Raw genomic sequence first — 15,127 nt, forward strand, 5'->3', positions numbered from 1 at the left:
GCGGGCATCGGACATCCGCCCGGCGAAGCAACACTGACCACGCGTGCCACCTATGACCGGAAAGAAAAAATCCGCCCAGGCTTCCGTGGAGGCCATGTACCGTGTGTTCACGGTGCCCGAGGCACCCGACTCTACACTCAGCCGGATTGACCAGAATATCTCCCAGAACCTTGCAGGCTTTTTGCAGGAGCACATTGTCGCGATTGAACGGGATCTGGCTGAGGTTGAGAAGGACTTTGCCGATCCCATAATCCCCGAGAAGCCGGTGTTCGTGTCGGAGCAGGCCCAGTTCCTGCTCGACAAACTGGTGGCAAACTCGGTTCATACGGCCTCCCCGGCGTTCATCGGCCACATGACATCCGCACTGCCCTATTTCATGCTGCCGCTGTCAAAGATCATGATCGCCCTGAACCAGAATCTGGTGAAAACCGAAACCTCCAAGGCGTTTACGCCCATGGAGCGCCAGGTGCTCGGGATGATTCATCAGCTGGTGTACGAACAGGACGGCTCGTTCTACCAGAAGTGGATGCACAACCCCCAGTACGCTCTGGGCGCCATGTGCTCCGGCGGCACTATCGCCAACCTGACCGCCCTGTGGGTGGCCCGAAACCATGCCTTCCCCGCCGAGGGCAGCTTCCGGGGCCTGCATCAGGAAGGGCTGTTCCGGGCCCTCAAGTATTACGGCTACGAAGGCGCGGCCATTGTGGTATCTCGCCGTGGACACTACTCACTGAGGAAGGCCGCGGATGTGCTGGGACTGGGCCGCGAATCCCTGATCGCGGTGGATACCGATGATGAGAACCGCATCGAGATCGATGCGCTCCGGGACAAGTGTCTGGAGCTGCAGCGCCAGAAGATCAAGGTAATGGCCATTTGCGGCATTGCCGGGACCACCGAGACCGGCAACGTGGACCCCCTGGAGGCCATGGCGGACGTGGCCCGGGAATTCGGAGCCCACTTCCACGTGGACGCGGCCTGGGGTGGCCCCACACTGTTCTCCCGCCGTTACAAGGCGCTGCTGCGGGGCATCGAAAAAGCCGATTCCGTGACCTTCGATGCCCACAAGCAACTCTACGTGCCCATGGGCGTGGGCCTGGTGGTGTTCCGGGATCCGAGCCTGGCCAGCGCGGTGGAACATCACGCCCAGTACATCATCCGGAAAGGTTCGCGGGATCTTGGCAGCAATACCCTGGAAGGTTCGCGGCCGGGCATGTCGATGCTGATCCATTCCGGCCTGAAGATCCTGGGCCGGGAGGGCTATGAGATCCTGATTGACCAGGGTATCGACAAGGCCAGGACCTTTGCCGGGCTGATCGAGGCGGATGCCGACTTTGAGCTGGTTACCCGCCCCGAGCTGAACATTATGACCTATCGGTATTGCCCGGAGAACGTCCAGCAGGCGCTAGCGGTCGCCGATCCGCTGCAGGCTGAAAAGCTCAATGCCTCCCTGAACCGGATCACCAAGTTTCTCCAGAAAACCCAGCGGGAACGGGGCAAGGCGTTTGTCTCACGAACCCGGCTGGAACCGGCCCGTTACTATCACTTCCCCTGCATTGTCTTCCGGGTGGTGCTGGCGAACCCGCTGACCACAAGGGAAATCCTGGGCGAGATACTCGAGGAGCAGAGAGGACTGGCTGAAGAGCCAGGCATTCAGGAAGAGATGGGCTTGTTGCAGAAAACGGCCCGGGAAGTACTCAAGAAACACCAGCCGGACGCCCGGCTGGCGTGACCCCACGCGGGGATTAGCGCAGGGTGCCGTCGCGCTTAGTAAAGCGCCTCTTCGTCTTCCAGAACCTCGTGAATGATATCGAGGAACATCCGGTCAGCTTCACTCCACTGCTCAGGAATACGAATGTTGGTGTTGGCGCTGATTTCCTGCGCAATCAATTCGTTGGCGTTGGGTTCCGAGCGATACTTGCGGGCGATTTCCATGGACTTCACGGCGATCGTCGGCTCACTCAACACTTTCTTGATGAACACTCGAAGTTCATCAATCATCCGGGCCTGGCGGCTTTCAACAGATGTACTCATTACTTCACTCCACGAATACGGTCGTAACCGGGGGCAATTCCGCCCCCGTTTTTCAGCAAGTATGACCCAAACCGGCGGGCCTCCACCAGCCCCGACTTAGATCAACATGCCCCGCAGGGTGAAGAACAGAAGAGCCGCCATGAGGGCAGACGCCGGCACGGTAATGATCCAGGCGGCAGCGATTTTCATCAGGTGGGAACGCTTGACCAGCTCTTCCCGGTAGATCTTCTTCAGGCGACGGCGCTCGGACTTGGCCAGCGGCACCTGCTTCTTCTGTTTGCGGGCCTGCTTCAGCAAGTCCTCCATTTCCTCAACGGACGCGTCGCGGAAGTTATCGAGGAACGGCTTCAGGCGCTTCTGTTCTTCCTCGTCGTGCTGCTCCATGATCTTGTGCAGCTTGGAGGCATAATTGGACTTCAGGTATTCGCGCAGGAAGCCCACACCGAACACGCCACCGATGGCAATGTGGGTGGAACTGACCGGCAGACCCAGCTGGGAGGCCAAAATGACGGTCAGCGCGGCAGACAGGGCGACACAGAAGGCCCGGGTCTTGTCCAACTCGGTAATTTCGCTACCCACGGTTTTGATCAACCGGGGACCAAACAGCGTGAGGCCGACAGCGATACCCAGAGCACCCACCATCATAACCCACAGAGGAATCGACGCCTTGGTCACCACACCACCGGACGACAGTGCGTCATTGATGGCCGCCAGGGGGCCGATGGCGTTGGCCACGTCGTTGGCACCGTGGGCAAAACTCAGCAGGGCCGCGGCAAAGATCAGCGGCCAGGTGAACAGGGTATTCACACCGGCGGAACTATTTTCCATGGTGGCGGCCTTGCGGTTCACCAGCTTGCGAACCAGGAAGTAGACAATACCTGCCGCCACGAGGCCAACCAGGGCTGCCTCATAAAAGTCCACCTTCACCACTTTCTTGACGCCTTTCACCATCAGGTAGGTGCCAAACGCCCAGGCCATGATCGCAACCAGCAAGGGAACAAACGTTCTTGCCGCCGGTACCACGTCCTTCCGGTACAGAACGGTCTTCTTGATCAGGAACAGGAACAGCGCTGCCAGAGCACCGCCCAGAACCGGGGAAATCACCCAGCTGGCGGCAATCTTGCCCATCACACCCCAGTCGGCGATCGCCCAGCCACCCGCGGCAATACCGGCACCCAGCACACCGCCAACAATGGAGTGGGTGGTGGAGACCGGCGCGCCCATCCAGGTAGCCAGATTGAGCCACAGGGCGCCCGCCAGCAACGCGGCGGTCATTACCCAGACAAAGGCCTGTCCCTGTCCAAGGGTAGACGGATCGATGATGCCACCTTTGATGGTCGACACCACATCACCACCGGCGATCAAGGCCCCGGAGGCTTCGAAAATAGCCGCAATGATCACCGCCGCGCCCAGCGACAGTGCGCCAGAGCCCACCGCCGGGCCAACGTTGTTGGCCACATCGTTGGCACCGATGTTGATGGCCATATAGCCGCCGATAACGGCCGCAGCCATCAACAACATGCTATTGGGCAGATCTTTGCTGATGGCGCCTACCACCAGCCAGATACCCAGTAGGAACAGAAGACTGATACCCACACGGTAACGTTCGGTGGTGGGACTGGTCAGCAGTGTATCGACGAATCCTGCGGAGGAACGGGCCATGGCGGAAAATCTCTTGTTGATCGGGTGAACAAATCAATAAACACAACGCGCCGCGAACTATAGGACCTTTGACATAAAAATGAAACGGCTGTCGTAGTATCCCTTACAACCAAACATGTCACATTCATGGATATAAATTCTGGACAATTTGACCCATAATCGAGCCAAATTGCGTCAAAATAAGAAGCTGGAACGTCCATGTCGGAATTGCTCCCGATCGACCACAGATACGCCGGAGAACATGAGGAAGCCCAGGTCTCCCGTGTGCTGACGTGGCTGTCCGTCATGGCAACGGCGTTCCTGATTGGAATCGGTGCAAAATCCTGGGCCAGTGACCACATGGTTCACGCATGGGTACTCTGGTCTTTCGCCATCGCCCTCAGCATCAACATGGCCTATTTTGCCCGAACCGGAAATCTGGCCTTTCAGAAGTTTAGCCTGCTGCTCATTGTCAGCATCCTGTTCGCCTACCTGGTTGCTACCGGTGGCGAAAGCAATACCGGCCCACTTTGGCTGTACGCGTTTCCGCCGCTGCTGTTTTATGTCACCTCCCTTCGGGTTGGCACCGTGGTACTGGTGTTATGCACGGTGATCGCGTTCATTGTCTTTTCCTTTCCGGAACTGCCTTTTGTCACCGCCGAGTACCACACCGATTTCAAGATCCGGTTCTTCTCCACCCTGATTTTCGAGTCCATGTTTTGTTACATCCTAGAGGCCAGCCGCCTCAAGGCCCGCAACGAATTGGTAAAACAGGCCGACAGTCTGGAAAAGGCCGCCCGTACCGACGAACTGACACGCTTGCCCAACCGGCGAGATATGCAAAGCCGACTGCAGATGGAGTTCTCCCGCTACCAGCGTGCAGGCCACCACTTCTCCATTGCCCTGCTCGACCTGGACCTGTTCAAGAACATCAACGACAGTGCCGGCCACGACGCTGGCGACGACGTACTGAAACAATTCGCCACCCTCGCCCAGTCTATCGTTCGCCAGACCGATGTGATCGCCCGCTGGGGCGGCGAAGAATTCCTGATTCTCCTGCCGGACACCTCCCTCCTCCAGGCCCTGTCACTGGCGGAGCGTTTGCGATCGGAGGTAGCCAGTTACCCCTTCGAGTTCCGGGGCAAGGAACTGCCCGTGACCATCAGTGCCGGCGTCTGCACCATTGCCAAGGCTGGCACACTGGAAGAACTGCTCCGACAAGCCGACGCCAACCTCTACAACGCCAAAGAATCCGGTCGTAACCGCATCGCGCCCCGGGTCCGTACCCGCGACGAGCCAGTGGCAGAACCAGCCGATGCTTGAGACCACCCTGCCCCGCCAGTAAGATCGGCCACCAGACCTTTTCGACATAGCCAGACGACAGGACACACAATGACGACAGCCATTCGAATTCTGGTGGGCAGCGTCTATGGCGGCGCACTTCTCACCGCCCGGGAAATCAAGAAAGACCTCGAGAGCCAGGGCCATCAGGTAACGGTGCTGGAAAATCCGGCGCTGAGCGATATCACCAGCAATGACGATGCATTACTGGTCTGCACCTCGACCACCGGCCAGGGAGAAGTGCCGGCGAACCTGCTGCCTTTTTATGTCGAACTAAGGGATCAGCTGCCACAACAGCCGGGACGCCCGTTCGGCGTGATTGTGCTGGGCGACAGTTCCTATGGAGACACCTTTTGCGGGGCCGGCGACCTGATGGAAGAAGCACTGTATGAAACCGCCGCGCGTAAAGTGGGCGACACGCTGAAAATCGATGCTCTGGAAACCATGGAGCCGGAAGCCGAGGCACTCCCCTGGGCCAGAACTTGGGCCGAACAAATCTGATACAAGCGCCCCAAATTCGAGCATTGTTTGATTTACAGCTATTGAGTGGCCCGTTCAGACAGGTGATAATTTAACCAACTAAACCATGGAAATGGGTGACCGATATTTTCTGGCCGCGAATTCTGACAGCCTTGCTGTTGCTCTCGGTGCTGGCCCTTCCCTGCCAAGCTGCTGGCAATTCAATAGACCGGGCACGCATGCTCCTGGTACCGGCAGACGCTCAGTTGCTGCTGGAGGATGTGCTGTCATCCGAAGACTGGCAGCACCTCCAGGGTGGAAGCCCCAACTTCGGCTATATCGACGAAACGGTATGGCTCAGGTTTCCTGTGCCCGATGAGTCGTCACTGAACCTTCTCGAAATCAGCTACGCGCACCTGGACCAGATTCGGTTTTTCCTGCTGGCAGACGGCAAGGTGGTTGACCGGATCACCGCCGGGGACCGTTTCCCCTTTGACCAGCGCCCGATCCTGCACCGCCACTTCCTGTTTCCTTTCGAGCGCACCGAGCGGGCCGACTACGAGATTCTGCTTCAGATCCGCACCAGCGGGGCCATCCAAGTACCCCTGAGGTTCTGGAACGACAAGGCCTTCTTCGAAGAAGCGTTCATTGAAGATCAGGTGCATGCCATCTACTACGGCATCCTGACCACCGTCATCTTTTTCAACCTGTTTGTCTTTGTCGCACTCCGGGAGCGGGTCCACCTGCTGTATTCGCTCTCCACCATGGGCTATCTCCTGCTGATCGGAACCCTCAACGGCATTGCCTTCCAGGCCCTGTGGCCCGACAGCCCGATGATCCAGAATCAGGCCATGCTGCTCAGCATTCCGGCGGCCCTGCTGTTTACCCTCTGGTTTGCCCGCGCCTACCTGAATATTGGCGCTACCAGTCGGGCATTGGAGAAAACCGTTGATGCCGCCATTGGCATCAATGCCGCTGCCGCAGTGGCTACGTTCATGCTGGACTACAGCATCGCGATTCAGCTGGTGGTTGGTCTGTCCATACCCAGCAGCCTGCTGCTGACCATAGTCGGGCCCCAACAGTGGCTGCGAGGAAACCGGCAGGGGGTCTATTACACGCTGGCCTGGGGCCTGCTGACGCTGGGCAGCGCGATCACCGCTGCCAACAAGCTGGGCTTTCTGCCCAACAACTTCCTCACACTCTATGCCATGCAGATTGGCTCGGCCCTGCAGGCCATCCTGCTGGCCATGGCAATGGCCATCAAGCTGCTGCAGGAACGTCAGGACAAAATCGAGGCGCGTGATGCTGAGCTCCGGGCCATGGCAGCCCGCCGTGATGCTGAACTCAGGTTGATGGAGCATGCCCTGCACAACCCGCTCACCGGCCTGCCCAACCGGGCCTGTTTCGAGATGGCCCTGAACGACCTGATGCTGCGGAAACCGGGACACCGGCACGGGGTGACGGTGATTCACCTGAATAACCTGGATGCCATCACCAAGACCCTGGGCCACAACAACAGCGAAGAACTGCTGACCCTGGTGTCCCGTCATTTCAACAGGACCATCAGCACCATTCCCGGTGTCATCGCCGTTGAGCAGGCCGAAAATCAGTCACACTTCCTGGCGTCGCTCGACCCGAAGACCTTTGCTTTCCTGGTGGATGCGGATGTGGCTGAAGGCGCGCCGGATGACGTGGTCCGGGTACTTGAAGAGCTGCGAACGCCCGTTGACTACCTTGGCATGCAGGTACCGCTGGATGCCCGCATGGGCGTGGCCATCTTCCCGGATCATGGGCGAGACGCCAGCACCCTGATTCGCCGTGCGGCCATCGCGGAAGGCTCCGACCGGGCCCTGGAGCGAGGCATGGCTTACTACAAACCCACTCGCGACTCCTTCAGCGCTGACCGCCTGACCATGGTGTCGGAACTTCGCCACGCCTTAGGGGAGCAACAGTTTGAACTGCATCTCCAGCCCAAGCTGTCCCTGAGCACGAACGAGGTGGTGGGGCTTGAAGCGCTGATTCGCTGGCCGGACAAGCAACCCACTATCCGACCCGATGAAATCATCATTCTCGCCGAGCAAACCGGGCTGATCAAACCGCTCACCCGCTGGGCCCTGGAGGAGTCACTCGCCATGTGCAAAAAGCTCAGTGAACAGGGCTGGCCGCTGGGAATCTCGGTGAACATCTCGCCTAACAATTTACTGGAACCCGATTTCCCGCAGTTCGTCCAGCAATTGATGGACGAGCAGGCGCATCAGCCGGGCCAGATCACCCTCGAGATCACCGAGACTTCAATGATGCGGGATCCCACCAACTCCCTGGCCGCCCTCCGCCAGCTGGAGGCATTTGGCAACCCGTTGTCGATCGACGATTTCGGCTCGGGTTATTCGTCGCTGTCGTACATCAAGCAGCTGCCGGCCAGTGAAATCAAGATTGATCGCTCACTGATTTCGGACCTGATCAACGAATCGGAAGACCGCGTGATCGTGCAGACCACTATTAATATGTGTCACGACCTCGGATATCAGGTGGTTGCCGAGGGGGTCGAGGACGATGAGACGGCCAGCCTGCTCAAAGACATGGGCTGCGACATCATCCAGGGTTACCTGGTGGCACCGCCACTGTCTTTTGAAAACACGCTTAACTGGCTGGATCACTACTCCGGCCAGCAGCGGAAACTGGGTTGATTGTCAGCCGCTACGCTGACGGATCAACGCCTCCTGCACCGTGGAGGCTACCAGCACTCCGTCCTGGTTGAAGAAATTCCCCCGATTGAACCCACGACCGGCCGAGGCGCTTGGGCTGTCCTTGTCGTACAGCAACCATTCGTCCATGCGAAAATCCCGGTGGAACCAGATGGCGTGATCCAGGCTGGCCACCTGCATGTTCCGGCTCATAAAGGTTTTGCCATGGGGCCTGAGAGACGTGCCCAGCAACTGGAAATCCGATGCGTAGGTCAGCAGGCAACGGTGCAATACCGGATCGTCTGGCAGAGATCCCTGGGCGCGAAACCAGCTCTGCTTGTAGGGGGGGCGTTTTTCAGGATTAAACGGGTCCACCGGATTGACCGGACGAATTTCAATCGGGCGATCCCGGGTGGCGGTCTCCCGCATGTGCTCCGGCAGCTTCGGCGCTAACAGTCGCCCCATCTCCTGCTCGGACTTGAGGGTTTCCGGCGCCGGTGTTTCCGGCATGTCCAGCTGGTGCTCCAGGCCCTGTTCATCCACCTGGAACGACATCGAACCGGTCAGGATTTCCTTGCCGCCCTGCCGGGCAATGACCCGACGAACCGTGAAACTGCCCCCGTCCCGGACCCGCTGTACTTCGTAATCAATAGGCATGCTGTGGTTGCCGGGACGCAAGAAATAGGCATGCAGCGAATGGCACAGACGGTCTTCGACAGTGCGACTGGCGGCCATCAGGGCCTGACCCAGCACCTGTCCGCCGAACACATTCGGAAACCCCAGGTCTTCGCTGTCGCCCTGGAAATGATCATCACCAATGGGCGACAGGTCCAGCAGCTCCAACAGTTTCTTCGTCACCTCTAGCATCTTCGCTCTCGCTTAATTCGTTAGCACACGAATTACTTTTCTACCCCATGAACGGAGAATTCGCAATGTCCGTCATGAAACACAAAGCCGGCGCAAAGGCCGGCTTTGTATTGCAACACTGCGAAAAACAACAATCAGGAATGGATCGGCGGCATTTCCTTTGACAGCGCCTGCTTCTCAACCGCATAACTGCCGGTGACGGCAAAGCCAAGCAAATCGCCCTCCGGGCTTCGGAACAGTGCCTTGACGTTACTGCCATCCTGTTCGATTTCCCAGTCACCGGCGGCATCATGGGGCGGCGGCGCCACGGCAGTGGGACAGCAGGGTGTTTTCACCATGACCGGCATCACTCCATAACGCACCTCTGTGCGCTCACCGGTCAGGGTCCTGGCCAGTGCCCGTGCACAGGCCATCAATGGCAGCACGTACAGCAGGACGTGGCCATCCACCTCGGCACAATCGCCCAGGGCGTATACATCAGGCGCCGATGTTTCAAGCGCACGGTTCACCTGGATACCACGACCCACCTCAATACCTGCCGCTTTGGCCAGCTCGGTACGAGGGCGTAATCCCACGGCCGACACCACCAGGTCCGCCTCCAGGGTATCGCCGTTGGCCAGAGTCAGGCGCACGCCCTCACCCTCACGGTCGACCCGGGTCACTTCGGTGCCGAGATGGAATCTCACCCCGAGGGTTTCCAATTCGCCCTGCACGGCACCGGCCGCAGCTTCCGGCAGCAGGCCGGGCATCACCACCTCGGACGGTGCTATCACATCGACCTCGTAGCCACCGTTGCGCAGGTCATTGGCAAACTCACAACCAATCAGGCCGGCCCCCATCACCGCCACGCGCTTGCCACCGTGAAGGGCGTCGCGGAAGGTCCGGTAATCGATCAGGTCATTGATGGAAAACACGTGTTCAAGACCATCACCAGCCAGGGACAGACGAATCACATCCGCCCCCCACGCCAGCACCAGGCGTGAGTAGTTCAGGCGATCATCCCCCAGCAACAGTACCTTGGCTTCGGTATCGATACCGGTCACGGTGGTAAAGGTCCGCACCTGGACATTCAGCTGCTCCGACATCGCCTCGTTGGAGGCCTGGGCCAGACCATCGGCGTCCTTGTCCTTGGTGAACCCGGTGGACAACATGGGCTTGGAATAGCTGACACCGTCGTCCGCCGTAACCATGACAATGGGCGTGTCCTTGTCTACCTTGCGCAGTTCCCGGGCCAGCGAATAACCGGAAAGCCCGGTACCCACAATGACGATAGGGGCCTGATCAGTCATAACGTTACTCCGTGGCGGTTAGCCAATTTCAATCATTTCGAAATCTTCTTTACCGACACCGCAGTCGGGACAAACCCAGTCTTCCGGCACATCTTCCCACTTGGTGCCGGGTTCGATACCGTCCTCCGGCCAGCCCTCGGCCTCGTCGTAAATCAACCCACACACCACACACTGCCACTTTTTCATCGGTTCTCTCCTATGTACTTCGCGCGCCATCATAATTGTCGAACAATATTGCACGCAAGAGCTTGATTCTCAATTTCGGACCCGTGACGCAAAACCAGCCCGTGTAGAACGTCGAAGCCATGATACCCATCCGCCAGACATTGACCAATGCCAACACAGACCGCGGCTTGCAAGAACTTCTGCCAATAGCCATAAATACAGACACGGTTCCCGGGCAAAGGCCCTCCCTTCCCCGGAATCACTCCGGTATAATCGACCGTTTTCTGACTGGATCCGACCGCTATGACCGATACCGTCGCCGAAATGAACCAGGTAATGGCCGAAGCTGACTGTCTGGTGAATGAACAGCAAGTGCAGGTAGCCATTCAATCCATGGCCGATGAGATTACCGGCCGCCTGAAAGACAGCGACCCTCTTCTGTTCTGCGTGATGAATGGCGGACTGATTCTGACCGGGCAACTGCTGCCGCTGCTGAAGTTCCCGGTTCAGGCCGAGTACCTTCACGCGACGCGGTACCGGCAGGAAACCACCGGCGGCATCCTGGAATGGAAGCTTCGCCCGGAAGCAGACATGCGGGACCGCACCATTCTGATCGTGGACGACATCCTTGATGAGGGCACAACCCTGTGCGCCATCGCCGATTACTGCCTCGCCCACGGAGCGAAGGAAGTCCTGACTGCGGTACTGGTCGACAAACAGCACGACCGCAAGGCAAAGCCCAACCTGAAGGCCGATTTCACTGGCCTGGAAGTCGAGGATCGCTTCCTGTTTGGCTTTGGTATGGATTACAAAGGCTATTGGCGCAACGCGCCGGGAATTTATGCCGTCAAAGGACTTTGACCCACCCAAGAAGCTGCCCACCGCCGACCGTGCTCAATGGGATCTGAGCATTCCTGCGACCGACTGGTACGACTCCCTCGCCGCGGCTGGCTTACGTAATCCGGACGTCCATGGCCCGGCCCGTCACTGGCTGCAAGTCGAGGGCTCGTTTACCCGGGCCCTTCAAAGTCGGTGCACCCGGTCCTTCCACGTGGAAGTCCAGCACGAAGGCTTCGCGGTGCCCACACTGGAAGAAGCCAGACACTTGAATATCCCGATTCGACAGCGGGCATGGATCCGCGAGGTACGACTGTGTGGCGATGGCTCTCCCTGGGTACTGGCCCGCACCGTCGTCCCTCTCAGTTGTCTTGAGGGACGGGGACGCCGCTTGCGACACCTTGGAAATCGGCCGCTCGGCGCCTACCTGTTCAGCAGCCCCGACTGGCAACGGGGTCCTCTGGAGACTGGCCTGTGCCAGCGCACAGAACAAGGCCAACCGGAAATCGCCCGGCGCTCCGTATTCCGGCACGACGACCGAAAACTGCTCGTTGGTGAGTACCTGCTCCCCGTTTTGTACCGCTAACCCGCCCTTTCATCATCGACCGGCCACTGTATAATCGGGCAGCATCTGTCGATTCATCCGCATTACCCAACGGATCAACAACCTATGCTTCAGAACGTCATGCCTGCCCACGTGCATCAACGGCTCGGAGAGTACGCCAAACTTCTGCGTATCGACCGCCCCATTGGCACCCTGCTGCTGCTCTGGCCGACTTACTGGGCGCTCTGGCTGGCTGCCGACGGTATACCGGATGTCGGCAACCTGATCGTATTCACCCTGGGCGTTATTTTCATGCGCGCGGCAGGCTGCGCCATCAATGATTACGCCGACCGGGACTGGGACCGACACGTCAAGCGCACCAAAGACCGCCCGCTCACCGCCGGTCGGATCGACCCCTGGGAAGCCGTTGCGTTGTTTGTCGGGCTGTGCCTGGTGTCTTTCCTGATGGTCGTGCTATTTACCAACAGTCTGACCCTGTACCTGTCCTTTGGCGGCGCACTGCTGGCGTTCATTTATCCGTTCATGAAGCGCTACACCCATCTGCCTCAGCTGTTTCTGGGTGCGGCCTTTTCCTGGGCCATTCCCATGGCGTGGGCTGCACAGGCGAATGAAGTCAGCCAACTTACCTGGCTGCTGTTTACCGCCAACGTGCTTTGGACCGTTGCCTACGACACCTTTTACGCCATGGTAGACCGGGACGACGACCTGAAAGTCGGGATCAAGTCCACCGCCATCCTGTTTGGCGAGGCTGACCGCACGATCATCGCCACCCTGCAAGTTATGGTGGTGATTATCCTGCTGATGATTGGCCCGCGCGCAGAACTGGGTTTCTTCTACTACCTCGGGGTGGCCGGCATGGCCGGGTTGTTTGTCTACCAGCAACTCCTCACCCGTGACCGCTCACGGGAAGGCTGCTTCAAAGCCTTCCTGAATAACAACTGGGCCGGACTCGCCGTCTTCGTCGGACTGTTGATTGACCGGTTGCTAAACTAAACCTGTCATATACTTGTCACACTTGGGCGTTGTAATAGGCTGGCAACATTCAAGGACTGACACAGGGTAGGTTTATGTCTGGAAAAACCGTGCTGATCGTCGATGACGAGGCGCCGATTCGCGAAATGATCGCCGTGGCCCTCGAAATGGCTGATTACCATTACCTCGAAGCCGCTGATGCCCGCGAGGCCCATGCCCTGATCATCGACAACCAACCGGACCTGATCCTGCTTGACTGGATGCTGCCAGGCACCAGTGGGATTGAGCTGGCTCGCCGTCTTAAACAGGACGAGACAACCGCCGACATCCCCATTGTCATGCTCACCGCCAAGGTCGAGGAAGACAACAAAGTCCAGGGGCTGGAAATGGGGGCCGATGATTACATCACCAAGCCGTTCAGCCCAAGAGAACTGGTAGCCCGACTGAAAGCCGTTCTTCGCCGGGCCACACCGCCGGGTGTCGATTCTCCGGTCGAGTTTGACGGGCTCACCCTCGATCCTGTCGGGCATCGGGTTTCCACCAAAGAAGGCCCACTGAATGTGGGCCCAACGGAATATCGGCTGTTGCAGTTTTTCATGACTCATCCGGAGCGGGTCTACACCCGTTCCCAGCTGCTGGATCAGGTGTGGGGTGGCAACGTCTATGTCGAAGAACGCACCGTAGATGTTCATATCCGGCGGCTTCGCAAGGCATTGGGTGAAAGCCATGATCACCTCATTCAGACCGTACGGGGAGCCGGCTACCGGTTTTCAACGCAGTCCGCCTAATCGGGTCGGTTCGCACACATACAAGGCAGTGTTTGGATGCAGAACAGCTGGTCACAACACCTAAGGCAATTGCTGGGCGCACTTACAGGCTGCCTGATTCTTGGATTCATGATTGGCTACCCGCTGCAGGTTCTTTCTGTCGGACTGATCGCCTACCTCGCGTGGACCATGGTGCAATCGCGCAAAATGTACCAGTGGCTGATTAACCCCCAGACGACCAGCAATCCGCCCCAAAGCGTAGGGCTCTGGGGCGACCTGTTCGACAATCTTCACAAGCTGCAGCTGAAAAACAGGAAAACCGAAGAGAAGCTCCTCACCCAGATTAATCGGGTTCGGGAATCCACCAACGCCATGCGTGACGGCGTGATCATGACCGACAGCCAGGGCACCATAGAATGGTGGAATGGTGCGGCGGAGCGGTTGTTAGGTTTCAGGCTCAAAACCGACCTTGGCCAATACATCCAGAACCTGATTCGCTCCCCGGACTTTAAACGCTACTTCGAGTCCAGAAACTACGACGAACCGCTGGAACTGAACTCACCAGCCCGGCCGCACATACGCCTGCAGTTGCAGATTAGCCTGTTCGGGGACAACGACCGGATGATCGTCGCCAAGGATGTCACCCGTTTGTACCAGCTCGAACAAATGCGGAGAGACTTCGTCAGCAACGTCTCTCATGAGATGCGTACACCGTTAACGGTGATCAGCGGTTACCTGGAAACTCTGGAAGACAACGCCGAGGACCTGCCCCCCAAGTGGCGCCGGGCTATACATACCATGTCTACGCAGTCGTCGCGCATGGAAGCCCTGATCACCGACCTCATCCTGCTGTCGAAGATTGAAATCGGCGAACAGGCCTACGACGACCACCTGAACGATGTGACCAAGATTCTTGAGAAAATCGTCCACGATGCCCAGGTTCTCAGCGGTGACCAAGAGCACACCATCCAGCTTGAAATAAATGACCACCGCTGGCTGCGCGGTGACGAGGGCCAGCTTCGAAGCGCCTTTTCCAACCTGATATTCAACGCCGTAAAATACACGCCAGCTCAGGGTAAAATCACCATTACCTGGGCTGCCGACTCAACAGGCGCTCACCTATCTGTGAAAGACAACGGGATTGGCATCGACCCGATTCACATCCCCCGACTGACCGAGCGCTTTTACCGTGCGGATCCCAGCCGTCACCTTGACACCGGCGGCACCGGATTGGGGCTGGCCATCGTGAAGCACGTGCTGCTGAACCACGATGGAAAACTGGATATCCGTAGCCGGATGGGTGAAGGCAGTGAATTTATCTGCCACTTTCCCACCAACCGACTGATTAGCAGGGAGGCGGAAGCGATGACAACTAGCAACAATGACACCGCAATCAGCGACAGGATCGGGGCAGTCCACAACCCCGATGCATCGGACGAAAGCCCGGACAGGGCGGAACCCCGAGGTTAAACAATTGTCACCTCGATTAATCCCAAACGGTATTTTCGA

Annotated in this window: 14 protein-coding genes; 9 read left to right on the plus strand and 5 right to left on the minus strand. The window is 58.3% G+C overall.

What is annotated here, in order from left to right; genetic code table 11:
* Positions 1–52 precede the first annotated feature (52 nt).
* Positions 53–1,729: a pyridoxal-dependent aspartate 1-decarboxylase PanP gene (gene panP / locus K8I84_RS10780; protein ID WP_223794763.1), complete on the plus strand. Its 1,677-nt coding sequence runs from the start codon at positions 53–55 to the stop codon at positions 1,727–1,729.
* A gap of 35 nt (positions 1,730–1,764) precedes the next feature.
* On the opposite strand, the gene K8I84_RS10785 is transcribed toward panP, so the two are convergent.
* Together K8I84_RS10785 and K8I84_RS10790 are read right to left on the minus strand one after the other, a co-directional pair.
* Positions 1,765–2,031, minus strand: a complete 267-nt coding sequence (locus tag K8I84_RS10785; RefSeq protein ID WP_223794764.1) for a hypothetical protein — start codon at positions 2,029–2,031, stop codon at positions 1,765–1,767.
* Positions 2,032–2,127: 96 nt separating this feature from the next.
* On the minus strand, positions 2,128–3,693 hold the full coding sequence (locus K8I84_RS10790; RefSeq protein ID WP_223794765.1) for an inorganic phosphate transporter: 1,566 nt from the start codon (positions 3,691–3,693) through the stop codon (positions 2,128–2,130).
* Between the two features lie 198 nt (positions 3,694–3,891).
* Between K8I84_RS10790 and K8I84_RS10795 the strand changes: the two genes are divergently transcribed.
* From K8I84_RS10795 to K8I84_RS10805, 3 genes are all read left to right on the plus strand, one after another.
* Positions 3,892–4,995 (plus strand): GGDEF domain-containing protein, encoded by a 1,104-nt coding sequence (locus K8I84_RS10795; RefSeq protein ID WP_223794766.1) that lies wholly within the window; start codon positions 3,892–3,894, stop codon positions 4,993–4,995.
* A 69-nt stretch (positions 4,996–5,064) separates the two neighbouring features.
* Entirely contained in the window at positions 5,065–5,514 is a 450-nt protein-coding gene (locus K8I84_RS10800; protein ID WP_223794767.1) for a flavodoxin, read from the plus strand.
* A gap of 95 nt (positions 5,515–5,609) precedes the next feature.
* Positions 5,610–8,159, plus strand: a complete 2,550-nt coding sequence (locus tag K8I84_RS10805; RefSeq protein WP_223794768.1) for an EAL domain-containing protein — start codon at positions 5,610–5,612, stop codon at positions 8,157–8,159.
* Positions 8,160–8,162: 3 nt separating this feature from the next.
* Here K8I84_RS10805 and tesB read toward each other — a convergent pair whose 3' ends face one another.
* The 3 genes from tesB to K8I84_RS10820 form a co-directional block, all read right to left on the minus strand.
* The gene (gene tesB / locus K8I84_RS10810; RefSeq protein WP_223794769.1) at positions 8,163–9,023 is read right to left on the minus strand and encodes an acyl-CoA thioesterase II; all 861 of its coding nucleotides are present in this window, start codon (positions 9,021–9,023) and stop codon (positions 8,163–8,165) included.
* 134 nt (positions 9,024–9,157) lie between these two features.
* Entirely contained in the window at positions 9,158–10,312 is a 1,155-nt protein-coding gene (locus K8I84_RS10815; protein WP_223794770.1) for an NAD(P)/FAD-dependent oxidoreductase, read from the minus strand.
* A gap of 18 nt (positions 10,313–10,330) precedes the next feature.
* Positions 10,331–10,498: a rubredoxin gene (locus K8I84_RS10820; protein ID WP_008173532.1), complete on the minus strand. Its 168-nt coding sequence runs from the start codon at positions 10,496–10,498 to the stop codon at positions 10,331–10,333.
* A 282-nt stretch (positions 10,499–10,780) separates the two neighbouring features.
* Here K8I84_RS10820 and K8I84_RS10825 point away from each other — a divergent pair, with 282 nt between their 5' ends.
* From K8I84_RS10825 to phoR, 5 genes are all read left to right on the plus strand, one after another.
* The gene (locus K8I84_RS10825; RefSeq protein ID WP_223794771.1) at positions 10,781–11,338 is read left to right on the plus strand and encodes a hypoxanthine-guanine phosphoribosyltransferase; all 558 of its coding nucleotides are present in this window, start codon (positions 10,781–10,783) and stop codon (positions 11,336–11,338) included.
* Complete coding sequence (locus K8I84_RS10830) at positions 11,319–11,900, plus strand: chorismate--pyruvate lyase family protein (protein ID WP_223794772.1); 582 nt, start codon at positions 11,319–11,321, stop codon at positions 11,898–11,900. The genes K8I84_RS10825 and K8I84_RS10830 overlap by 20 nt, the downstream gene beginning before the upstream one ends.
* Positions 11,901–11,984: 84 nt before the next feature.
* Positions 11,985–12,872, plus strand: coding sequence for a 4-hydroxybenzoate octaprenyltransferase (gene ubiA / locus K8I84_RS10835; RefSeq protein WP_223794773.1), 888 nt, complete (start codon positions 11,985–11,987; stop codon positions 12,870–12,872).
* Positions 12,873–12,946: 74 nt separating this feature from the next.
* Positions 12,947–13,639, plus strand: a complete 693-nt coding sequence (gene phoB / locus K8I84_RS10840) for a phosphate regulon transcriptional regulator PhoB (RefSeq protein ID WP_223794774.1) — start codon at positions 12,947–12,949, stop codon at positions 13,637–13,639.
* A 36-nt stretch (positions 13,640–13,675) separates the two neighbouring features.
* The gene (gene phoR, locus K8I84_RS10845) at positions 13,676–15,088 is read left to right on the plus strand and encodes a phosphate regulon sensor histidine kinase PhoR (protein WP_223794775.1); all 1,413 of its coding nucleotides are present in this window, start codon (positions 13,676–13,678) and stop codon (positions 15,086–15,088) included.
* The last annotated feature ends 39 nt before the right edge of the window (positions 15,089–15,127 follow it).

Origin of the sequence: Marinobacter sp. F4216 (assembly GCF_019931195.1) — a bacterium.
GTDB classification, from domain to species: Bacteria; Pseudomonadota; Gammaproteobacteria; order Pseudomonadales; family Oleiphilaceae; genus Marinobacter; species Marinobacter suaedae.